The sequence below is a fragment of the Actinoplanes sp. NPDC048967 genome (genome assembly GCF_040649415.1).
GTDB lineage: Bacteria > Actinomycetota > Actinomycetes > Mycobacteriales > Micromonosporaceae > Actinoplanes.
Window position 1 is genome coordinate 584,428 of record NZ_JBEZFL010000003.1, and the last position, 20,687, is coordinate 605,114.

Genomic DNA, 20,687 nt, shown 5'->3' on the forward strand with positions numbered 1-20,687 from the left:
ATCAGCCGGGCGTGATGTCGTAGTCGAAGGTGTAGCGGTGCTCGGCGGAGCTGTTGTCGATCTCGAACGTGCCGGTCAGCCCGGCCAGCTCGTCGGTGCCGGAGTCCGGCACCACCCGCACGATCAACGTCCCGGCCCCGCGGTCCATCAGCCCGTAGTGCTGGAGCACGAAGCTGCCGCGGCGACCGTGCAGCGTGCCGGTGATGCGATCGATCGCGACGTAGCCCGCCGAGCCGTCGATCGGGGTGCCGACCGACAGCATCTCCGCCCGGCCCGTGCCGCTCAGATCGCCCTCGATGGTCTTGCGCACCTCCGTCCGGCCGATCGTGTCGTCGTCGATGGGCAACGGCTCGAAGGCGGTGGTGAAAGTGCCGGTGGCGCGCCGGGTCATCGGAACTCCTCAGCAGTGCGGGACAGCGTCGGCCTCTGATGTAACCAGAGGCCGTACCCCGACGCGGGCGGCGCTCGGCTATCGTCACAAGTAATCAAGCGTTGACTTAGCACGAGGAGCCCAGTGACCCAGCTGGCCCTGCTTGTCACGGACGTCCAGAACGCGGTCGTCGCCCGTTACCCCGACCCCGCCTACCTGCCGCGCCTGCGCGAGGCGATCGGCCGGGCCCGGGCCGCCGGCATCCCGGTGATCTACCCGGCCGTCGGCTTCCGGCCGGGAGTGCCCGAGATCAATCCCCGCAACAAGATGTTCGGCGGCCTCGCCCGACCTGCTCCTGCGCGCCGGCGGCTACGACCGTCTGATCCTGACCGGCATCGCCACCAGCGGAGTCGTGCTCTCCACCCTGCGCCAGGCGGCCGACCTCGACTACACGCTCACGGTCCTGGCCGACGCCTGCCTGGACGCCGACCCCGAAGTGCGCCGGGTCCTCACCGAGAAGGTCTTCCCCCAGCAGGCCGACGTGGTCACGGTGGCCGCTCGGGCCCCACCCCGCTGAGCGGCCGCACGCCTTCAGGAAAGCAGCTCCCGCAGCACCGTGACCGCCGCGTCGATGTCGTCGTCGGTCACGTCCAGGTGGGTCACCAGGCGGGCCGTACGCGGCAGCATCGCCGCCATCAGCACTCCCCGCTCGGCCGCCGCCGCCACCAGCGACGGCGCGTCCAGGGCCGACTTCGTCAGGTCCAGCAGCACCAGGTTGGTCCGCACCTCCGCCGCCCGCACCACCCCCAGCGGCTCGAGGGCCTCGGCCAGCCGCCGGGCGCGCGCGTGGTCGTCGGCCAGCCGGGTCAGGTGGTGGTCCAGCGCGTGCTGTCCGGCCGCCGCCAGGATGCCGACCTGGCGCATGCCGCCGCCCAGCCGCTTGCGCAGCACCCGGGCCCGCGCGATGTGGGCCGCACTGCCCACGACCAGCGAGCCGACCGGCGCGCCCAGGCCCTTGGACAGGCAGACCGACAGGGTGTCGAAGAGCTCCCCGTACGCCGCCAGCGGCACGCCGTCCGCGACGTGCGCGTGCCAGATCCGGGCGCCGTCGCAGTGCAGGGCCACGCCCGCCGCGTCGGCCACCGTACGCAGGCGGCGCAGGATCTCCAGCGGGACCACTGTGCCGCCGCCGAGGTTGTGGGTCTGCTCGACGGCGATGGCCCGGGTCGCCACCGACGGGTAACCGTCCGGGCGGATCATCGCCTCGATCTGCTCCGGATCCAGGGCCGCGCTCACCGAAGGCCACGTACGGGTGGAGATGCCCCCGAGCGCGGCCGCCGCCCCCTGCTCGTACGTGACCACGTGCGCGTCGGCGCCGGCCAGCAGCTCGCCGCCGCGCGGGACGACGAGTTGCAGGGCGATCTGGTTGGCCATCGTGCCGGACGGGGCGAACAGGGCCGCCTCGTGCCCGAACAGCTCGGCCACCTGCCGTTCCAGCGCGATGACCGTCGGGTCGTCGCCGAAGACGTCGTCGCCCACCGCCGCCGTCGCCATGGCCTCGCGCATCGCCGCGGTCGGCCGGGTGACCGTGTCGGACCGCAGGTCAGCCACGCAGCATCTCCGCCACCAGGAAGGCCAGCTCGAGGCTCTGCTGGGTGTTGAGCCGCGGGTCGCAGGCGGTCTCGTAGCGGCCCGGCAGGTCGAGGTCCTCGATGCCCTGCGCGCCGCCCAGGCACTCGGTGACGTCCTCGCCGGTCAGCTCGATGTGGATGCCGCCCGGATGGGTGCCCAGGCCGCGGTGCACCTCGAAGTAGCCGAGGACCTCGTCGACGACCCGGTCGAAGTGCCGGGTCTTGTAGCCGTTGGAGGACTCGTGGGTGTTGCCGTGCATCGGGTCGCACTGCCACACCACCTTGGCCCCGGTGGCGCTGACCTTCTCCACGATGGCCGGCAGCGCGTCGCGGACCTTGCCGTTGCCCATCCGGCTGATCAGCGTCAGCCGGCCCGGAATGTTGTCCGGGTTGAGCTTTTCGCACAGCTCGATGGCGGTCTCCGGGCTGGTGCCGGGGCCGAGCTTGACGCCGATCGGGTTGGCGATGCGGCTGATGAAGTCGATGTGCGCGTGGTCCAGCTGCCGGGTGCGCTCGCCGATCCACAGGAAGTGCCCGGACAGGCCGTACGCCTTGCCGTCGGAGACCCGGGTCAGCGCGCGGTCGTACTCCAGGGCCAGCGCCTCGTGCGAGCAGTACAGGCTGACCGTGCGCAGCGCCTCGTCCTCGGTCATGCCGCAGGCGCGGATGAAGTCCAGGGTGCGGTCGATCTCGCGGGCGATCGCCTCGTAGCGCTCGCCGGCCGGCGAGGCCCGGACGAAGTCCTTGTTCCAGTCGTGCAGGCCGGCCAGGTCGGCCAGGCCGCCCGCCAGGTACGCCCGCAGCATGTTCATCGCCGCGGCGGAGTTCGCGTACGCCCGGATCATGCGTTGCGGGTCGGCCACCCGGGCCGCCTCGTTGGCGTCCAGCGAGTTGATCAGGTCGCCGCGGTACGCCGGCAGCCCCAGCGAGTCCGTCGCCGAGGACCGGGGCTTGGTGTACTGCCCCGCGACCCGGGCCACCTTGACCACCGGCATCGACGCGCCGTACGTCAGCACGACCGCCATCTGCAGCAGCGTGCGGGCGTTGGCCAGCAGGTGGCTCTCGGTGTTGTCGGCGAAGGTCTCGGCGCAGTCGCCGCCCTGCAGCAGGAAGGCGCGGCCCTCGCAGACCTCGGCGAGGCGGTGCCGGAGCTGGTCGACCTCGTAGGGCGCGACGATCGACGGGACGGTGTCGAGAACCCGGCAGACCGAGGCGACCTCGTCCATGTCGGCCCACGGCGGCATCTGCAGGCGCGGGAGCTCCCGCCACTTGTCCAGGCCGAGGGCGGAGTCCTCGGCGGAGTCGGTGGACGGGCGGGACGTCTGCAGGGCGGTGGTCCCGACCCCGGGATGACTGAGCTGGTGCCACTCTCGGCGCATGTCAGAAGCCTAATCCGAGCAACGAAGCGGGGCGCCGGGAGGATCCCCGACGCCCCACTTGGTAAGACGAGCTAGTTGAGGCCGTTCTTGATGGCCGTGATGAGCTCACCGTTGGCGGTGTCGCCGGAGAACTCCCAGAAGAACGCACCGCCCAGACCCTGCTGCTTCGCGTAGGTCATCTTGCCGGCGATGGTGCTCGGGGTGTCGTAGCTCCACCAGTTGCTGCCGCACTTGGCGTACGCGGTGCCGCCGACCGTGCCGGAGACCGGGCAGCTGTTCTTGAGGACCTTGTAGTCCTCGATGCCGGCCTCGTAGGTGCCCGGGGCCGCACCGGTGGCCGTACCGCCGGGGGCGGTCTGGCTGACGCCGGTCCAGCCGCGGCCGTAGAAGCCGATGCCGAGCAGCATCTTGCTGGACGGCACACCCTTGCTCTTCAGCTTCTGGATCGCCGCGTCGGACCAGAAGCCCTGCTGCGGGATGCCGGAGTACGAGGTCAGCGGCGAGTGCGGGGCGGTCGGGCCCTGCGGGGCGAACGCGCCGAAGTAGTCGTAGGTCATCGGGAAGACGTAGTTGAGCTTCGAGATGCCCGCCGCGTAGTCGGCCGCGTCCAGCTTGCCGCCGTTCGAGCCGTCGGCCGAGATCGCCGAGGTGACCAGGAAGTTCTGCCCGAACTTGGTGCGCAGGGCGGAGACGACCTTGTTGTACGAGTCCGGGCCGCTGGCGTCACAGGTGAGGCCGCAGGCGTTCGGGTACTCCCAGTCGACGTCGATGCCGTCGAAGACGTCCGACCAGCGGGAGTCCTTGACCAGGTTGTAGCAGGAGTTGGCGAACGCGGTCGGGTTCGCGGCGGCCTGGGTGAAGCCACCGGACCAGGTCCAGCCGCCGAACGACCAGATCACCTTGATGTTCGGGTACGCCTTCTTGAGCTTGCGCAGCTGGTTGAACGAGCCGCGCAGCGCGCCGGTGTCCCAGGTGTCGGCGACGCCGTCCACACTGTCGGCCGCCGTGTAGGCCTTGTCGTAGTCGGCGTACGCGTCACCGATCGAGCACTGGCCGCCGGTGGTGTTGCCGAAGGCGTACAGGATGTGGGTCAGCTTGGCCGCCGAGCCGCTCGTCACGAGGTTCTTGACGTGGTAGTTGCGGCCGTAGACGCCCCACTCGGCGAAGTAGCCCACGACGGCCTTACCGGCCGGGCCGTTGGTCGGCGGGGTCGTCGGCGGCGTGGTGGGCGGAGTCGTCGGGGGTGTCGTGGGGGGCGTGGTCGGCGGGGTGGTGGGGGGCGTGGTCGGTCCACCGCTGCAGGCGCCCTTGTCGGCCCAGACGCCCCACTCGCCGCTGGCGGTCGGGACCTCGTTGGTGGTCCACCACTTCGCGGTGTAGTTCTTCGACTGGTACGAGACGGAGTTGTCCTTGACGTAGACCGCCGAGGCGCTCCAGGCGGGGGCACAGGCGGTGGCGGCCGAGGCCTGGACCACGGGGACCGCAGCGGTCGCGACCGCCACGATGGCCCCGGCCCATAGGGCGCGGCGGAGGGATTTCTTCACTGCGTCTCCTCAAGAACAGTTAGGAAACTTTCCAAAGGGAAGTTGAAGAGACGGTAGTCACATCTATGAACATGAGTCAAGAAGGTCGTCGCTGATTAAGCGCGTCCTTAACTTTTCTTCCGGACGCCGCCACGGCGTGCACTCGCTCGCGCACAGCGCGTAGTCTGCCGTCATGACCATCTTTGCCGTCGACATCCACACACTCTCGGGCGGACCGGCCGATATGGATCGCTACCGCGATCATGTCGTCCTGGTGGTCAATGTGGCCTCCCGCTGCGGCCTCACCCCGCAGTACGCCGGACTCCAGGCGCTCGCCGACACCTACGCGGACCGCGGGCTGGTCGTCCTCGGTGTCCCGTGCAACCAGTTCGCCGGCCAGGAGCCCGGCACGGCCGCGGAGATCGAAGATTTCTGCCAGGTGAACTACGGCGTGACGTTCCCGCTCACCGAGAAGGTGGACGTGAACGGGCCCGGACGCCACCCGCTCTACCGCGAGCTGGTCGGCGACGGCCCCGACATCCAGTGGAACTTCGAGAAGTTCCTGGTCGGCCCGGACGGCGCGGTGGCCGCCCGGTTCGGCCCGCAGACCGACCCCCAGGACGGCGAGCTGATCGCCGCCATCGAGAAGCTGCTTCCCCGCTGAGCTGCCGATGAGCATCCATGTGATCGGCGTCGACGCGTACGCGCTGGGCTGGGTGGGGGTCGAGCTGCGCGACGGCGCGTTCGGCCGGGCGATGCTGGCGTCCACCCTGTACGAGATCGTCGCGGGCAGCTCCGGTGCGGCCGTGATCGGCGTCGACATCCCGCTGGGCATGCTCCCCGACCGCTGGCGCGCCGCGGACACCCTCGCCGCCGACCAGCTCGGCCCGCGCCGCAGCAGCATCTTCCGGGTGCCGCCGCGCGCGGTCTGGCAGGAGGGCGACTTCGCCGCCGCCAACCGGCTCTGCCGTGAGCTCACCGGCGCCGGGCTCAGCCGCCAGTCCTGGGCGTTGCGGCCGAAACTGCTCGAAGCCAACGCGATCTGGGAACGGCACCCGGGGCTGCTCTTCGAGGCCCACCCCGAGGTGTCGTTCCGGCAGATGGCGGGCGAGCCCCTGGCGTACGCGAAGAAGACCTGGACCGGTCAGGCCCGCCGCCGGCAGTTGCTGGCCAAGCACGGCATCGTGCTGCCCGACCAGCTCGGCCCGGCCGGGCAGGCCCCGCCCGACGACATCCTGGACGCCGCCGCGGTGGCCTGGAGCGCCCACCGGATGGCGACCGGGGCGGCGCAGAGCCACCCCAGCCCGCCGGAGGAGAACAACGGCGCCCGCATCGCCATCTGGTACTGACCGGGCCTCAGGCCGACTGGGCGGCGATCTCCCGCGCCCGGTCCCGCGCGGCCTCCAGGGCGGCCAGCAGCGCCGCCCGGACACCGTGCTTCTCCAGCTCGCGAATCGCCGAGATGGTCGTGCCGGCCGGGGAGGTCACCGCCTCGCGCAGCTTCACCGGGTGCTCGCCGGAGTCGCGCAGCATCACCGCCGAGCCGATCGCGGTCTGCACGATCAGCTCGTGCGCGACCTGGCGCGGCAGCCCGAGCAGGATCCCGGCGTCGATCATGGCTTCGACCAGCAGGTAGAAGTACGCCGGGCCGGAGCCGGACAGCGCGGTCACGGCGTCCTGCTGGGACTCGGGCACCCGCATCGTCCGGCCCAGCGGCTGGAAGATCTCCTCGGTCAGCGCGAGGTGCTCGTCCGTCGCGTACGGGCCCGCGGAGATCACCGTCATCGCCTGGTCGACCAGCGCCGGGGTGTTGGTCATGACCCGCACCACCGGGATGCCACCGGGCAGCCGCTCGGTGAAGAAGCTCGTCGGCAGGCCCGCGCACAGCGACACCACCAGCTTGCCCGGCGGGATCTTCATGCCGAACTCGTCCAGCAGCTTGCCCGCGTCCTGCGGCTTGACCGCCACCAGCAGCACGTCGGCCTGGGTGACGGCGGTGAGGTTCAGGGTCGGCCGGATGCCGTACCGCTCGGCCAGCTCGGCGGCCCGTTCCGGGCGCCGGGTCGTGGCGATGATCTGGTTGGCCGGCCAGCCGGCCCGCAGCAGACCGGAGAGCACCAGCTCGCCGAGCTTGCCGGCACCGATCACCGCGATCATGTGATTGCCCATCGGACCCCTTCGGGACAGGAAAAAGGGGGCGACCGGCGGTCGCCCCCTTTTTGTGAAAGAACGCCGGCTCAGCTGCCGAAGAAGACCTCGGCCTCGTCGTACCGCGAGATCGGGACGGTCTTGAGCTCACCGGTGCCGTCGGCGAGCGGGACGCGGACGATGTCGGTGCCACGCAACGCCATCATCTTACCGAAATCACCCTCGTGGACGGCGTCGATCGCCTGGAGACCGAAGCGGGTCGCCAGCACCCGGTCGAACGCGGTGGGCGTGCCGCCGCGCTGGATGTGACCGAGGACGACCGTACGGGCCTCCTTGCCGGTCTTCTCCTCCAGCTGCTGGGCCAGCCACTGGCCGATGCCGCCGAGCCGGACGTGACCGAACGCGTCCTTCTCCTGGCTCTGCAGGCTCATCTGGCCCTCGAGCGGCTGCGCGCCCTCGGCGACCACGACGATCGGGGCGTACTCGACCTGGAAGCGCTTGGTCACGTACGTGGCCACCTGCTCCACGTCGAAGTTGCGCTCCGGCAGCAGGATGACGTTGGCCCCGCCGGCCAGGCCGGCGTGCAGCGCGATCCAGCCGGCGTGCCGGCCCATGACCTCGACCACCAGGGTGCGGTGGTGCGACTCGGCGGTGGTGTGCAGCCGGTCGATGGCCTCCATCGCGATGTTGACCGCGGTGTCGAAGCCGAAGGTGTAGTCCGTGGCGTTGAGGTCGTTGTCGATCGTCTTCGGCACGCCGACGACGTTCACGCCCAGGTCGTTGAGCTTGGTCGCGACGCCGAGGGTGTCCTCGCCGCCGATCGCGACGAGCGCGTCGACGCCCTGCTCGGCCAGGTTGGCCTTGATCCGCTCCACGCCGCCGTCGATCTTGAACGGGTTGGTGCGGGAAGAGCCCAGGATGGTCCCGCCGCGCGGCAGGATACCCCGGACCTCGGCGATGCCGAGGGGCTTCGTCAGGCCCTCCAGGGGGCCCTTCCACCCGTCGCGGAATCCGACGAACTCGTGTCCGTAAGTGGCGACGCCCTTACGGACCACCGCCCGGATCACCGCGTTCAGACCGGGGCAGTCTCCGCCGCCGGTGAGCACGCCGATACGCATGATTGCTCGTCCTCCCTGAGATCAGGTCGCGAGATGCCCGCCTCCGGAGGAGAAAGCTGTCGTCCGGCTGCACTGCCGGGGTCATGGGGCGGGCCGCAAGCGCACTGTAGTCGCCGCTCGCAGCCCGGACCAAGGCGCCCCGCTACAACTGCACGGTTTCGTTCTCCCCCGCGTCCGGGGTTTTCCCGGTGACCGCGGCCTTGGCGTAGCCCAGCAGCGTGACGACGCGTGAGCTGTGCGCCGATTCCCAGTACTCCGCCGTGTCGGCGTGCACCTTGACCAGCGTCAGGTTCGGCGTCTCCAGGCCGTCCGGGAACCACGCCTTGAGCATCGGGTTCCACAGCTCCTCGGCCTTGGCCCGGTCGGTGAGCTGCTCGGCGGCGCCGGCGATGGACACCCAGGCGTGCTGCTTGTCGTCGCTGAACGAGACGTTGACCTGCGGGTGGGTGCGTACCTGCTGGACCAGGTCGGAGTCGGAGTAGGTGAAGAACCAGAGGTCGCCGTCGAACTCGACGTCCTGCACGGCCATCGGCCGGCTGACGTGCCGTCCGTCGGCGGTCATGGTGGTGAGCATGCCGATCCGGGCGTCCTTGACCAGCCCCTTGAGCGTTTCCCGCTTCTCCTGCTCGGTCTTCTCGGCCATCACAAATCCCCTCACCGTTGTCGGATACGCAGGGAAAGGTGCCCAGAGCGCGGGACCCGAAACGAACGGGGACTAACCCCCCATCGCCCGCCAGCGGGCCAGGTTGTGCTTGGCGTCCACCAGGGCGTCGTGCCGGCCCGTGGCGGTCGGCAGGGGCGGCCGGCCGAGGTCGTCCCACTTCTGGCGCAGGTCCTTGGTGAAGCGCGGGATCTCCCGGGGCAGCGCCGGCATCGCCCCCCAGAGCTGGGCCAGGGCCACGTGGTCGTACGCCGCGTACCAGGCCCACAGCTCGATCTGCTCGTCGCGGCCCTGGACCGGCTCGCGCATGAACGCGTACAGGTCGTCGCGGATGCGCTCGCGGGACCGCCACGCCGGGTCGGCCGGGGACGGCAGCTTGTCGAGCACGTTGCGGCGCACCCAGGGCACCGCCCGGGAGTCGTCGAACTCGGTCGAGACCGCGTAGAACTCGCGGCCGAACTCGTCCACCATGCCGATCGAGACCAGGTCGACAGTGCGCCCGTCCTCGATGAATTCGCAGTCGTAGAAATACCTGTAGGCCATCGCGGACATCCTTGCCTACGCCGCGCCGGTGGTCTCCGCCAGGGCCTGCCTCGCCCGGCCCAGTGCCTCCCGGGCGTTGCCGTCGTCGCCGCGTACGAGTCGCTGCGCCGACCAGTCGGCCTGCACCGCCCAGCGGAAGCGCAGCAGGACCGGCAGCGCCGCGTGCAGTTCGTCCTCGTCGACCGGGCCGGCCGCCAGGTAGCCGTCGAGCAGCTCGGCCGAGGTGTCGGTGCCGCCCGCGTAGACCACGGCCGCCGCCACGTCGTAGAGCAGCGGGCCGGTGCCGCTGGCGCCGCAGTCGAGCAGGCCCGCACGGCCGGTCGCCGGGTCGATCAGGAAGATCTCCGGGGCCGGGTCGCCGTGCAGCACCCCGTACGTGAGCCGGTCGGTGACCGTCAGCCGGGTCATGGCGGTGACCGCCTCGGTGACCGCCGGGCGCAGCCACGGCTCGATCGCCAGGTGCGCCGCCTCCGGGTCGAGCAGGTTCCAGCGGCGCAGCCCCGGATGGTGGAAGCCCTGCAGCCGGCTGTGCACCGCGCCCAGGCGGTCGCCCCAGAACTGCTGGTCGACCGGGTCGCGGCCGTCGAGCGTACGGCCCGGGGCCCGGCGCAGCACGGCCAGCGCACCGGCCGGGGTCTCCGCGGTGAGGCCGCCGGCCAGGGTCCGGACCGGCTCCCCCGCCTCGATGCCGGTGCCCCGCAGGTGTTCGGCGGCGGCCAGCCCGGCCTCGACCGGCTGGCGCGCGGCGGGGTCGGCCAGGCGGGCCACGAAGCGTTCGCCGCCCGCGGTCACGTCCCAGCCGTGCGAGAGCAGACCCCCGGGCAGCGCCGTGATCTCGGCGGGTACGAGGTGCCACTGGTCGCGCAAAGTCGATCGAAGAAGGTCGTCATCCGGCACGGCGGCGATTATCCCGGTACAGACCGTAATGACGACGGACACCGTGGGCGATAGTCACGCCGGGCGATTAGAGGGTGTACAGATAGCTACGCAAGCGGGATGATCGTATGCGTCTGCTGGATGTATCAAATGGCGTCGACGTGGCTCTTCATGCTAAGAGTGATCGTTCGCGTCGTGGGGCCGGCGCCGGACAACTGTGTCCACGGGGGTCCCGATCGGGGAGGGACTGACCGTGGATCATCGACTGGCAGAGCAAGGAGACGCGCTCACAGGCGTGGAGATGTTCGCCGGGCTGGAGCCGGACGTCCGCCAGCGGGTGATCGCAGCCGCGGTGCCACGCACGTACCGCAAAGGTCAGATCCTCTTCGTCGAGCACGACCCCGGCGACTCCCTGATCATCCTGCGCCGCGGCGCGATCGCCGTCTTCCGCACGGCGCCGACCGGCGAACGAGCGGTCCTGACCGTGGTCCGCCCACCCGACGTCCTCGGCGAGGTCTCGTTGCTGGACGCGCTGACCCGCTCGGCGTCAGCCGAGGCGATCGAGGACAGCCAGGCCCTGGCCCTGTCCCGCGTGGCCTTCATCGACCTGGTCCACTCCAACCCCCGCATCCTGGACGCGGTGATGCGCTCGGTGGGCGCGCTGATCCGCCGCCTCACCGAACAGAACGCCGACCACGTCTTCCTCGACCTGCCCGGCCGGGTGGCCAAGACCCTGGTCCGGCTGGCCGGCGAGAGCCAGGCCCCGATGATCACGATCGAGCTCAACCAGAGCCAGCTGGCGGAGATGGCGGGCGGCTCCCGGCAGAGCGTCAACCAGGCGATCGGCTCGTTCGCCAGCCGCGGGTGGCTCCGCACCGAAGGACGCCGCATCGTGGTCACGGATGTCTCGGCCCTTCGCCGCCGGGCCGGCATGGCGGACCGGTAAAGAGCTTCTTCCTTTACGCGTCCCGGCGTTGCCCAACCGCAGACCCGGGGCTGGAGTTCGGCAGCTTCTGGGCCGGGTGGCCGGTCCAGGCCGAGGGATCGGCCGCCGGACTGACCGCCGCCCACGCCATCGGCCCGGCTGAGGCGTCATCCGCCGGACCGAACGCCGCCCACGCCATCGGCCCAGCCGAGGGATCGGGTCCCGGCGGGCGAGGGTCTGTCGCGCGGATCATGTCCGTCGAGGACGGCGCGTGGCCGGTCGAGCGTTTCGGCCGGGCCGAGGTTGGCGCGGCCGGCGCAGCGGGCCGAGATCCATGTCCGGCCAGTCCAGGCGGAACAGCGCCGCATACCTGATCGTGCGGCGGGTTCGCCGATGATCGGCCGCCCGTGCCGTCGGTTCAGCCCGGCGGCTGATCCCTCGGCCTGGACCGGCCACCGGGCCGAGTGCTGCGCCACTCCGGCCCCGGTGTTGCGGTTGGGTGACGCCGGGACGCGTACCGGAAACGGTCAGGTTTTTTCGACGGCCGCCGACGTCGGGCGACTCGGAGAAGGGGCGACGATTGCCGTCTTCAGGGATGCGGCGTAGACGTCCACGTAGGGGCGGCCGGTCAGGGTCATCAGCTCGTACATGATCTCGTCGGTCACCGCCCGTTCGACGAAGCGGTCGCCCAGGGAGTTCGCGTAGCGCGAGAAGTCCAGCGGGGCGCCGAAGCGGATGCGGACTCGCTTGATCTTGGGGATGAGTTTGCCGGTCGGCTGGATCTCGTCGGTGTTGAGCAGCGCGACCGGCACGACCGGGGCACCACTTTCCAGGGCGAGGCGGGCCACTCCGGTCTTGCCGCGGTAGAGCCGGCCGTCCGGCGACCGGGTGCCCTCGGGGTAGATGCCCGCGATGTTTCCGCCGCGCAGCACCCGCAGCTGGGTGTCCAGAGCCGCCCGGGCCGCCTTGCCGCCCGAACGGTCCACCGGGATCGTCCCCGTGCTGACGAAGAACTGTCGCATGAGCCAGCCTTTGATCCCCTTACCGGTGAAGTACTCCGCTTTGGCGACGAACGTCACCCTCCGTTTCACCAGCAGGGGTGTGAAGATCGAGTCGGAGAAGGAGAGGTGATTGCAGGCCAGGATCACCGGTCCGCTCCGCGGTACGTGGTGCAACCCCTCCACATCGGGGCGGAAGAGGCATTTCAGGACGGGTCCCAGCACGACGTACTTGAGCAGCCAGTAGAACACCGGTGTCCTTTCCCGCGCGCCACGGTCTGTGGCCACCGAAAGCGTACGAAGCGGGAGCGGCACGCCACAACGCACTCCCGGAACCGGCATGTCACGTGTCACCATTCAAGGCACGGTCGGCCGGGCGCAGCTGAACGGGTACCGAATCCGCCGGACGGGGCGGGCACAGCGCGCGACGGCGCGAAGCGAGGAGTGAGCAGGGTGTCAGCGGGTGGCGCCCGCCGCGGGCGGCGGGACAACGGGCTCGACGCGGCCGACTACGCGGCCGCGGGCGACGTGGATCCCCGCGTCGGTGAACACCTCCTGGACGTGCTGGCCGCCGGTGGTATCGCGGCCTATCTGCAGCCGTCCGCCGACCTCAATCCGATCCTGCGCGCCACGACGTTCCCGGCCCGGCCCACCGACCGGCTCTACGTCGACCGCACCCACCTGGCCACGGCCCGGGAGCATCTGCACAAGCTGACCGGCGGGGTGGGACCGACCCCGGTCACCCCGAAGTCCGAGACGCGCACCGACCAGAGCACCGTCGATGCCGAATGGGCCAAGATCGTTGCCGGTTTCCACACCCCGATCGATCCGACGGCCCCGCCGTGGCCGGCGTCGGAGGGAGTGGATCCGACCCGCGCGCCCGAGCTGCCGCCGGCCGACCCGCCGGAGCAGCCGCGCCGGCCGGGCGGCACCCTGCCGTCGGCCGCCGACTTCTCGGGCGTCTCGCTCAACCGCCGCCGTACGGATGAGCCGTCCCTGCTCGACGGGCTGGACACGTTCGGCACCGGCACGGATGACGACGACACCGACGAGGACGACGAGCGCTACACCCCGCCGCCTCCGCCGCCGCTGCCGCACATCTCGAAGTACGCGGTCGCCGGCGTGCTCGGCGTGGTGCTCGGTTTCCTGCTGTTCCTGTTCCCGTGGCTGCTGCCGATCGAGCGCAACTTCGTCACCCTGATCGGCTTCACCGCGATCGTCGGCGGCGCGGTCACGCTGGTCTGGCGGCTGCGCTCGGGCGACGACGACGATGACTTCGACGACGGCGCCGTGGTCTGAAGCCGGCCCGGAGAAGGACATAGATCACTGCCGTTGTTCCTCTCGGTAGCCATCGCGTAACCTTTCGTGGATGCGCCAGAGCTCGCTCGTGGTCGTCGCCAACCGCCTTCCGCTGGACGACAGTGCCGCCCCGGACGGTGCCTGCGAATGGCGGCGCAGCCCCGGCGGCCTCGCCAGCGCCCTGCACGCGATCCTGGAGCAGACCCCGGCGACCTGGGTCGGCTGGAACGGGGGCATCAACAGCGCCCCGGCCCTGCCGGACATCGGCTCCCTGCGGATCCGCCCGGTGGCACTGTCCGAGGAGGAGCTTCGCGGCTACTACGAGGGCTTCGCCAACTCGACCCTCTGGCCGCTCTACCACGACGCCGTCGAGCAGCCCGTCTTCGACCGGCGCTGGTGGGAGACGTACCGGGACGTGAACCGGCGCTTCGCCGAGGCGGCCGCCGAAGTGGCCGAGCCCGGCGCCGCGATCTGGATCCAGGACTACCACCTGCAACTGGTCCCGCAGCTGCTGCGCGAGCTGCGCCCGGACGTGCTCATCGGCTTCTTCCTGCACGTGCCGTTCCCGCCGCCCGAGCTGTTCATGCAGCTCCCCCGCCGGGTCGAGCTGCTGCGCGGGATGCTCGGCGCGGATCTGGTCGGCTTCCAGCGCCCGCAGGCCGCGCACAACGTCGCCCAGCTGGCCACCAAGCTGCTCGGCGCGCAGTCCACCGACGACCGGATCAACCTGGACGGACGGGTGGTGCACACCGGCGCGTTCCCGGTCTCGATCGACGTCAGCGAGATGCAGGCGCTGGCCGCCCGCCCCGACATCGTCGAGCACGCCGAGCAGCTGCGCACCGACCTGGGCCGGCCGCGGCGGGTGCTGCTCAGCGTGGACCGGCTGGACTACACCAAGGGCATCGAGCACCGGCTGACGGCGTACAGCGAGCTGCTGCGGGACGGCCGGGTCAAGGTGCACGACACCGTCCTGGTGCAGGTGGCCGTGCCGAGCCGGGAACGCGTCGACAGCTACCGGGTGCTGCGGGACCGGATCGAGGGCGAGGTGGGCCGGATCAACGGCGAGTACGGCCGCGTCGGCGAGCCCGCCATCCACTACCTGAACCAGCCGTTCGACCGGGCCGACCTGGCCGCGCTCTACCTGACCGCCGACGTCATGGTGGTGACCCCGCTGCGTGACGGCATGAACCTGGTCGCCAAGGAGTACGTGGCCGCCCGCGCCGCCGGCACCGGGGCGCTGGTGCTCAGCGAGTTCGCCGGGGCCGCGGCCGAGTTCGAGGACGCCTTCCTGGTCAACCCGCACGACGTGGACGGGCTCAAGGCGACGCTGCTGGACGCGCTCGACGCCGACCCGGCTGACCTGCGACGGCGGATGCGGGCGATGCGCGACCACCTGACCCGGCACGACATCCTGGCCTGGGCGCGCGCCTACCTCACCGCCCTGGACCATTCCGGGCGCCTGGCGGCCGGCCTGCGCCGCTGAGGCCGTTGCCCCGGCTCCATTGCCGTTCACGAACATGTTCGCTACGATCGTGTTCATGAGCCCGCGCCGCGTCCCTGTCAGCCGCCGTGACCGTCCGGCCAAGGCCCCCCTGAGCCGGGAGGTCCTGGTGGCGACCGGGCTGCGGGTGATGCGGGAGGAGGGCCTGGAACGGCTCACCATGCGCCGGCTGGCGAGCGAGCTGGAGACCGGCCCGGCCTCGCTGTACGTCTACGTCCGTAACACCGCCGAGCTGCACGGCGCGCTGCTGGACGAATTGCTGGCCGACCTCGACTTCTCCGGCGAGCTGATCGACCTGCTGTACGAGTACACCGTCCTGCTCTTCGGGTATCCCAGCCTGGCGCGTTCCGTGCTGACGCTGCGCCCGAGCGGACCGCACTACCTCCGCCTGATCGACACGATCCTCGGGCTCCTGCTCGCCGAAGGCGTGCCCGTCCGCCAGGCCGCCTGGGGTGTCGACCTGCTGCTCCAGCACGCCACCGCGGTCGCCGCGGAGCAGGGCAGCCGGGACGAGGCCACCGAGGCCGCCGGCGAGGAGGAGGAGCTCGCGGCTGTCGTCCGCGAGGCGGACGCCGACAGCTACCCGCACATCCACCGCACCCGCGGCGAGCTGCTCTCCGGCACCGGCGAGCAGCGCACCCGATGGGCTTTCGCCGCCCTGGTCAAGGGGCTGAGCAGCACCCCGCCCGGCTGATCGAGCCGTACCCCTTCCGAACATGTTCGTCACGAACACGTATTAACTGGAGGCATCATGCACACGCCCACCGTCACCATCGTCGGAGCCGGCCTGGGCGGGCTGGTCCTGGCCCGCGTCCTGCACGTCCACGGCATCCCGGCCACGATCTACGAGCTCGACCACTCTCCCGCCACCCGCACCCAGGGCGGCATGCTCGACATCCACGAGGACAACGGCCAGGTCGCCCTGCGCACGGCCGGGCTGATCGAGGAGTTCCGCACCATCATCCACCCCGGCGGCGAGGCCACCCGGGTCCTGGACCGGCACAACACCGTGCTGCACGAGGACGCCGACGAGGGTGACGGCACCCGCCCGGAGGTCGACCGCGGGGACCTGCGACGGATGCTGCTGGAGTCGCTGCCGGCCGGCACCATCCGCTGGGGCCGCAAGCTCACCGCCGCCCGGGCGCTCGGCGACGGCCGGCACGAGCTGAGCTTCGCCGACGGCACCACGGTGGTCAGCGACGTCCTGGTCGGGGCGGACGGCGCCTGGTCACGGATCCGGCCGCTGCTGTCCGACGCCCGGCCGGCGTACGCGGGAGTGTCGTTCGTCGAGATCGACCTGCTCGACGCCGACGCCCGGCACCCCGGACCGGCCGCGGTGGTCGGCGCCGGCATGCTGTTCGCGCTCGGCGCGGGCAAGGGCTTCCTGGCCCACCGGGAGACCGACGGCAGCCTGCACGTCTACGCCGCGGTCAGCACACCGCAGGAGTGGATCGCCGGCGTCGACTTCACCGACCCCGCGCGGGCCAAGGCGGTCCTGCTGGAGCAGTTCGCCGACTGGTCACCCGAACTGCGGGCGCTGATCACTGAGGCCGACGGCGCCCTGCACCCGCGGGCCATCCACGCCCTGCCGATCGAGCACCGCTGGGAGCGCGTGCCCGGCGTGACGCTGCTGGGCGACGCCGCGCACCTCATGTCCCCGTTCGCCGGGGAGGGGGCCAACCTGGCCATGCTCGACGGCGCCACACTCGGCACGGCCATCGCCGCGCACCCCGGCGACATCGAGGCCGCGCTTTCCGCGTACGAGAAGGAGCTCTTCCCCCGCAGCGCGCAGGCCGCCCGGGAGGCCGCCGACAACCTGGCGCTCTGCTTCGACGACAACGCGCCGCAGAGCCTCGTCGACCGGTTCGCCGCCTATGCCGGCGCGCGGTGAGACGGTCAGCCGGCGAGCTCCTTGGTGAGCCAGTCCAGGATCGCGTCGATCGGTTCCGGCCAGTTGGTGTCGAGCATCAGGTCGTGGGCCATGCCGGGGAACAGCAGCGGGGCCGCGCCGAAACGGGCCGCCGTCCGGTCGAGCGCCTTGCGCGGCACCACCCGGTCGTCCGGGCTGCCCACCACCAGCGTCGGCGGGTCACCGACCGGCGCCGCCGGCGAGGTCGCGAACAGCACCTGCCGATAGATCGCGGCCGGCGTGCGCTCGAGCTTCGCCCGGTAGGCGTCGGCCTCGGCCAGTCCCGCGCTGAACAGCTGCTTGCGGCTCAGCCGGGGCGCCGCCCCGAACAGTGCAGGCAGCGTGCCGAACGGATTGGCGCGCAGCGCGGCGCCCAGCGCCGACCAGCCCTCCGGCACCGGCGAGGCCAGCACCGCGGCCCGGGCCGGATACCGCGCGAGGGCGTGCGCCACCACCAGCGCGCCCGCGCCGTGACCGACCAGCACAGCCTGCCGCGGCAGCCCGGCCGCGACCTGCACCACGTCGTGCACGTACGCCCGCAGCGACCCGTTCGCCCGCGGGCTCACCGAGTGGGCCGCGAAACCCCGCGACGCCGTGTGTCCCAGCCAGTGCTCGGCGAACGCCCACGCGCCATGGCCCAGCCCCGGCACGAACAGCACCGGCGGATTGTCCTCGGCGGTCTCCGGGACGGCGCTGAGCACCTCCCGCCGCACCGGCGGCACCGGCGACGTCCAGTCCGCGAACCGCAACACCTGCGAACTCATGCCGGCTCCAGCTGCTTCAGAAGATCTTCGACGGTACGCAGATAGTTCGTGTGGCTGACCTCGAACCAGTGCCGCGACGACGGCACCACCCGCAGCCGGGTCCACGACCGCAGCGGCCGCGTCGACTCCCGCTGCTGCACCGCGGCCGCCCGTACCGGGTCGGTGGCCCGCAACCGCAGCCAGCGGGCCACGGCCACGCTCTGCCAGTGCGCGAGCGGGAACAGCCCGGCGTCCGGCTGCACCAGCCCGATGACCGCGAGCGTCGGATGCTTGCGGGCGAACGCGTGCAGGTGCAGATCGGGCTTGCCGTCGTCGTCGATGTCCAGCAGCTCCGGGGCCAGGAACTCGAACCGGGGCAGGTAGCCGGTCGCGGTGATGATCAGGTCGGGCTCGACGCGGCGGCCGTCGGACAGCTCCACAGTCGACCCCTCGAGCCGGGTCACGTCCGGCACCGGGGTGATCCGGCCGTGGCCCAGGTAGTAGACGAGCTGGCTGTTGACCACCGGGTGACTCTCGTACGGGCGGTGGTCGGGCGCGGGCAGGCCGTACCGGGTGATGTCGCCGACGGTGAGCCGCAGCGTGCGGTGGTAGATCCACTGGCGCAGCCACAACGGCAGGCGCAGTTGCAGCATCTTGTCGTTGACCTGGTCGGCGGGGCGGCCGAAGACGTACTTGGGGGCGTACCAGTAGCCGCGGCGGGTCGAGTGCCAGACCGTGCTCGCCTGCTGGGCGGCCTCGACGGCGATGTCACAGCCGGTGTTGCCGCCGCCGACCACCAGCACCTTGCGGCCGCGCAACTGCGCCGGGTCCTTGTACGCCGACGCGTGGATCACCTGTCCCCGGTATTTCGAGGCGTCCACCGGCAGCGGCTTCGGCGACCAGTTGTGCCCGTTGGCCACGACCACGGCCGCGTACCGCTGGATCCGCTCGGCGCCGCCGCCGGTGCTGCGCGTGGTGACGTCCCAGCGGCCGTCGCCGACCGGGGTGACCGCGACGACCTCGGTGCCGAACCAGATGCTGTCGCCGAGACCGAAGTGCTGCGCGTAGTGCTCCAGGTAGCTGAGCAGCTTGCTGTGGTGCGGGTAGTCCGGCCAGTCGTCGGGCATCGGGAAGTCGGGGAACTCGGTGAGCGGGCGCGACGAGATCAGATGCGTCGACGCGTACACCGGGCTGCGGTCGTGCCGCCAGTTCCAGGCACCGCCGACGGACGTCTCACGCTCGTAGCAGTCGACGGCGAAGCCCTGCTCACGCAGGTTCTTGATCGCCGCGAGGCCACTGCCGCCGGCGCCGATGACGCAGACGGCGTCGTGCCGGTCGGCGATCTCTGGGGTGTCGGGCACCCGGAGATCCTCGCAGAAGCGAGAGCTACTCGGAAGGCAGGGACAGCTCGGCGAGAACGGGCAGGTGGTCGCTGGCCCGGCGGGCCTGATCGGTCTCCACGACCTCGTACCGCTCGACCGTGATGTCCGGCGAGACGAAGAGCCCGTCGAGGCGCAACCGGGGCAGGGTGGCCGGGAAGGTGAGGGCCGCGGAGGCGGCGCCGGCGGCGTCGGTGAGACCGTCGGCGACCGTGCGCCAGGCGCCCCCGCCCGGGCCCTCGTTGAGGTCGCCGGCGGCGATCAGCGGACCGTCGACCGCCGCCAGTGCCTCCTTCCAGCGGGCCGCCTGATCCGGGCGTTCCCGGGCATCGGTGGCCAGGTGCGATCCGGAGACGGTGAACCGGGCGCCGCGCACGGAGCACCGGGCGAACGCGGCGCCGCGCAGGTGCCGGCCCGGGGTGAGCGGATAACGCAGGCACCACTGCTCGTGCACGCGTACCCGGAGGCTGACGAGCAGCAGGTTGCCCAGCGAGGGCAGCCCGCCGGCCGCCACGACCATGCCGAAGTCGTCGGCCAGGGAGGCGCACTTCTGCCGCCAGCGGAACCGGCGCGGCGCCTCCTGCACGACGACGACATCCGGGGCGAGGTCGCGGACGAGCCCGGTGAGGGCCGCCCGATCGTCGCGCAGGCCGTGCACGTTGTAGCTCAACACCCGCAGCGGGACCCCGGACACGGCGTGCTCCCTCGTCGTTGGTCAGATACGTCGGGCGAGATCGGCGGCGCCGAGCACACCTGCCGTGTTGCCGGTCTCAGCTGCCCTGATCGCGGCGACCGGAAACCTCCCGCGTTGGGCGAGCTGGTCCCGATACGTCCGTTCGGTGGGTCCCATCAGCAGCTCGCCGGCGTCGATCACGCCGCCCCCGACGACCAGCACCTGCGGGTCGAACACCTGGGCCAGGTCGGCCATCGCGACGCCGAGCCAGTAGCCGATCTGCGCGAACGCGTCCCGGGCCACCCCGTCCCCGCCCTGCGCGGCCTCGGTGATCATCCGCCCGCTGATCGCCGCCGGATCACCACCGGCCAGCTCCAGCAGCAACGCCGCCCGCCCCGGCTCCTGCCGCGCGCCGGCCTGGGCGAACCGCACCAGCGCGTTGCCGCTCGCGTACTGCTCCAGGCAGCCGAGCCGGCCACAGCCGCACGGATGCCCGTCGTTCACGGACTGGATGTGCCCGAGCTCCCCGGCGATGCCGTTGGCGCCCCGCCACAACCCGCCGTTGATGACGATGCCGCCACCGATCCCGGTCCCGACGGTGATCATGACCATGGAGTCGTCGGCGTGCTGGGCGGCGCCGTACCGGAACTCGGCCCACGCGGCGACATTCGCGTCGTTCTCCAGCACGGTGGGCAACCCGACGGCCTTGGCCACGTAATCCCGTACCGGCTCGTCCCGCCAGGCCAGATTGGGCGCGAACAGGACAGTGGCTCCGGCGGCGTCGATCCAGGCGGCTGCACCGATGCCGACAGCCTTGGCCTCCGGATGGGCAGCGGCCAGCTCGGCCGCGACGGCCACGATGGTGTCCCGGGTACCGGCAGGATCCTCGGCCGGCGTCTCCCGCCGGGTCTGTGCGAGCACGACGCCGCGGTCGTCCACCACCCCGCCGGCCACCTTCGTGCCGCCGACGTCGATACCGATGGTCAGCGTCACGCTGCCCGTCCCCTCTGT

22 protein-coding genes are annotated in these 20,687 nt (G+C 71.4%); 8 read left to right on the forward strand and 14 right to left on the reverse strand.

Features of this window, described 5'->3' with window-relative positions:
* Position 1 precedes the first annotated feature (1 nt).
* Positions 2–391: a DUF3224 domain-containing protein gene (locus AB0C12_RS15265; RefSeq protein WP_360548144.1), complete on the reverse strand. Its 390-nt coding sequence runs from the start codon at positions 389–391 to the stop codon at positions 2–4.
* 373 nt (positions 392–764) lie between these two features.
* Between AB0C12_RS15265 and AB0C12_RS15270 the strand changes: the two genes are divergently transcribed.
* A complete protein-coding gene (locus tag AB0C12_RS15270; RefSeq protein ID WP_360549023.1) occupies positions 765–947 on the forward strand; it encodes an isochorismatase family protein in 183 nt (60 codons plus the stop codon).
* 14 nt (positions 948–961) lie between these two features.
* Here the strand turns inward: AB0C12_RS15270 and AB0C12_RS15275 are convergent, their stop codons facing one another.
* The 3 genes from AB0C12_RS15275 to AB0C12_RS15285 all read right to left on the reverse strand — a co-directional run bounded on the left by AB0C12_RS15275 (position 962) and on the right by AB0C12_RS15285 (position 4,924).
* Positions 962–1,981: a GntG family PLP-dependent aldolase gene (locus tag AB0C12_RS15275; protein WP_360548146.1), complete on the reverse strand. Its 1,020-nt coding sequence runs from the start codon at positions 1,979–1,981 to the stop codon at positions 962–964.
* Positions 1,974–3,380 (reverse strand): class II 3-deoxy-7-phosphoheptulonate synthase, encoded by a 1,407-nt coding sequence (locus tag AB0C12_RS15280; protein WP_360548148.1) that lies wholly within the window; start codon positions 3,378–3,380, stop codon positions 1,974–1,976. Before AB0C12_RS15280 ends, AB0C12_RS15275 begins: the two co-directional genes overlap by 8 nt.
* A 71-nt stretch (positions 3,381–3,451) precedes the next feature.
* The gene (locus AB0C12_RS15285) at positions 3,452–4,924 is read right to left on the reverse strand and encodes a glycosyl hydrolase family 18 protein (protein WP_360548150.1); all 1,473 of its coding nucleotides are present in this window, start codon (positions 4,922–4,924) and stop codon (positions 3,452–3,454) included.
* 172 nt (positions 4,925–5,096) lie between these two features.
* On the opposite strand from AB0C12_RS15285, the gene AB0C12_RS15290 reads away from it, so the two are divergent.
* The gene (locus AB0C12_RS15290; RefSeq protein WP_360548152.1) at positions 5,097–5,567 is read left to right on the forward strand and encodes a glutathione peroxidase; all 471 of its coding nucleotides are present in this window, start codon (positions 5,097–5,099) and stop codon (positions 5,565–5,567) included.
* 7 nt (positions 5,568–5,574) lie between these two features.
* Positions 5,575–6,252 carry a DUF429 domain-containing protein gene (locus AB0C12_RS15295; RefSeq protein WP_212993833.1) on the forward strand — a complete coding sequence of 226 codons (678 nt, stop codon included), beginning with the start codon at positions 5,575–5,577 and terminating at the stop codon, positions 6,250–6,252.
* Positions 6,253–6,259: 7 nt separating this feature from the next.
* On the opposite strand, the gene proC is transcribed toward AB0C12_RS15295, so the two are convergent.
* The 5 genes from proC to AB0C12_RS15320 form a co-directional block, all read right to left on the reverse strand.
* Positions 6,260–7,072, reverse strand: a complete 813-nt coding sequence (gene proC / locus AB0C12_RS15300; RefSeq protein ID WP_360548154.1) for a pyrroline-5-carboxylate reductase — start codon at positions 7,070–7,072, stop codon at positions 6,260–6,262.
* 68 nt (positions 7,073–7,140) lie between these two features.
* The gene (locus tag AB0C12_RS15305) at positions 7,141–8,169 is read right to left on the reverse strand and encodes a 6-phosphofructokinase (protein ID WP_360548156.1); all 1,029 of its coding nucleotides are present in this window, start codon (positions 8,167–8,169) and stop codon (positions 7,141–7,143) included.
* A 142-nt stretch (positions 8,170–8,311) separates the two neighbouring features.
* Positions 8,312–8,812 carry a pyridoxamine 5'-phosphate oxidase family protein gene (locus AB0C12_RS15310; RefSeq protein WP_360548158.1) on the reverse strand — a complete coding sequence of 167 codons (501 nt, stop codon included), beginning with the start codon at positions 8,810–8,812 and terminating at the stop codon, positions 8,312–8,314.
* Between the two features lie 72 nt (positions 8,813–8,884).
* On the reverse strand, positions 8,885–9,373 hold the full coding sequence (locus AB0C12_RS15315; protein WP_360548160.1) for a polyadenylate-specific 3'-exoribonuclease AS: 489 nt from the start codon (positions 9,371–9,373) through the stop codon (positions 8,885–8,887).
* A 15-nt stretch (positions 9,374–9,388) separates the two neighbouring features.
* The gene (locus AB0C12_RS15320; protein ID WP_360548162.1) at positions 9,389–10,270 is read right to left on the reverse strand and encodes a phosphotransferase; all 882 of its coding nucleotides are present in this window, start codon (positions 10,268–10,270) and stop codon (positions 9,389–9,391) included.
* A 232-nt stretch (positions 10,271–10,502) separates the two neighbouring features.
* Here AB0C12_RS15320 and AB0C12_RS15325 point away from each other — a divergent pair, with 232 nt between their 5' ends.
* Positions 10,503–11,195 carry a Crp/Fnr family transcriptional regulator gene (locus AB0C12_RS15325; RefSeq protein WP_023359859.1) on the forward strand — a complete coding sequence of 231 codons (693 nt, stop codon included), beginning with the start codon at positions 10,503–10,505 and terminating at the stop codon, positions 11,193–11,195.
* A 506-nt stretch (positions 11,196–11,701) separates the two neighbouring features.
* Here AB0C12_RS15325 and AB0C12_RS15330 read toward each other — a convergent pair.
* Positions 11,702–12,424, reverse strand: a complete 723-nt coding sequence (locus tag AB0C12_RS15330; protein WP_360549024.1) for a lysophospholipid acyltransferase family protein — start codon at positions 12,422–12,424, stop codon at positions 11,702–11,704.
* A 201-nt stretch (positions 12,425–12,625) separates the two neighbouring features.
* Between AB0C12_RS15330 and AB0C12_RS15335 the strand changes: the two genes are divergently transcribed.
* The 4 genes from AB0C12_RS15335 (at position 12,626) to AB0C12_RS15350 (ending at position 16,863) form a co-directional block, all read left to right on the forward strand.
* Positions 12,626–13,471 (forward strand): DUF308 domain-containing protein, encoded by an 846-nt coding sequence (locus AB0C12_RS15335; protein ID WP_360549026.1) that lies wholly within the window; start codon positions 12,626–12,628, stop codon positions 13,469–13,471.
* Between the two features lie 70 nt (positions 13,472–13,541).
* A complete protein-coding gene (locus AB0C12_RS15340; protein ID WP_360548165.1) occupies positions 13,542–14,954 on the forward strand; it encodes a trehalose-6-phosphate synthase in 1,413 nt (470 codons plus the stop codon).
* Positions 14,955–15,009: 55 nt separating this feature from the next.
* Complete coding sequence (locus tag AB0C12_RS15345) at positions 15,010–15,666, forward strand: helix-turn-helix domain-containing protein (protein ID WP_360548167.1); 657 nt, start codon at positions 15,010–15,012, stop codon at positions 15,664–15,666.
* Between the two features lie 57 nt (positions 15,667–15,723).
* Complete coding sequence (locus AB0C12_RS15350; RefSeq protein WP_360548169.1) at positions 15,724–16,863, forward strand: NAD(P)/FAD-dependent oxidoreductase; 1,140 nt, start codon at positions 15,724–15,726, stop codon at positions 16,861–16,863.
* A 5-nt stretch (positions 16,864–16,868) separates the two neighbouring features.
* Here the strand turns inward: AB0C12_RS15350 and AB0C12_RS15355 are convergent, their stop codons facing one another.
* The 4 genes from AB0C12_RS15355 to AB0C12_RS15370 are packed head-to-tail and all read right to left on the reverse strand — an operon-like array spanning position 16,869 to position 20,669.
* Positions 16,869–17,645 (reverse strand): alpha/beta fold hydrolase, encoded by a 777-nt coding sequence (locus tag AB0C12_RS15355; protein ID WP_360548171.1) that lies wholly within the window; start codon positions 17,643–17,645, stop codon positions 16,869–16,871.
* Positions 17,642–18,985 (reverse strand): NAD(P)-binding domain-containing protein, encoded by a 1,344-nt coding sequence (locus tag AB0C12_RS15360; protein WP_360548173.1) that lies wholly within the window; start codon positions 18,983–18,985, stop codon positions 17,642–17,644. Before AB0C12_RS15360 ends, AB0C12_RS15355 begins: the two co-directional genes overlap by 4 nt.
* Positions 18,986–19,010: 25 nt before the next feature.
* Positions 19,011–19,697, reverse strand: coding sequence for an endonuclease/exonuclease/phosphatase family protein (locus AB0C12_RS15365; protein WP_360548175.1), 687 nt, complete (start codon positions 19,695–19,697; stop codon positions 19,011–19,013).
* 21 nt (positions 19,698–19,718) lie between these two features.
* Positions 19,719–20,669 carry an ROK family glucokinase gene (locus AB0C12_RS15370; RefSeq protein ID WP_360548177.1) on the reverse strand — a complete coding sequence of 317 codons (951 nt, stop codon included), beginning with the start codon at positions 20,667–20,669 and terminating at the stop codon, positions 19,719–19,721.
* Between the last annotated feature and the right edge of the window lie 18 nt (positions 20,670–20,687).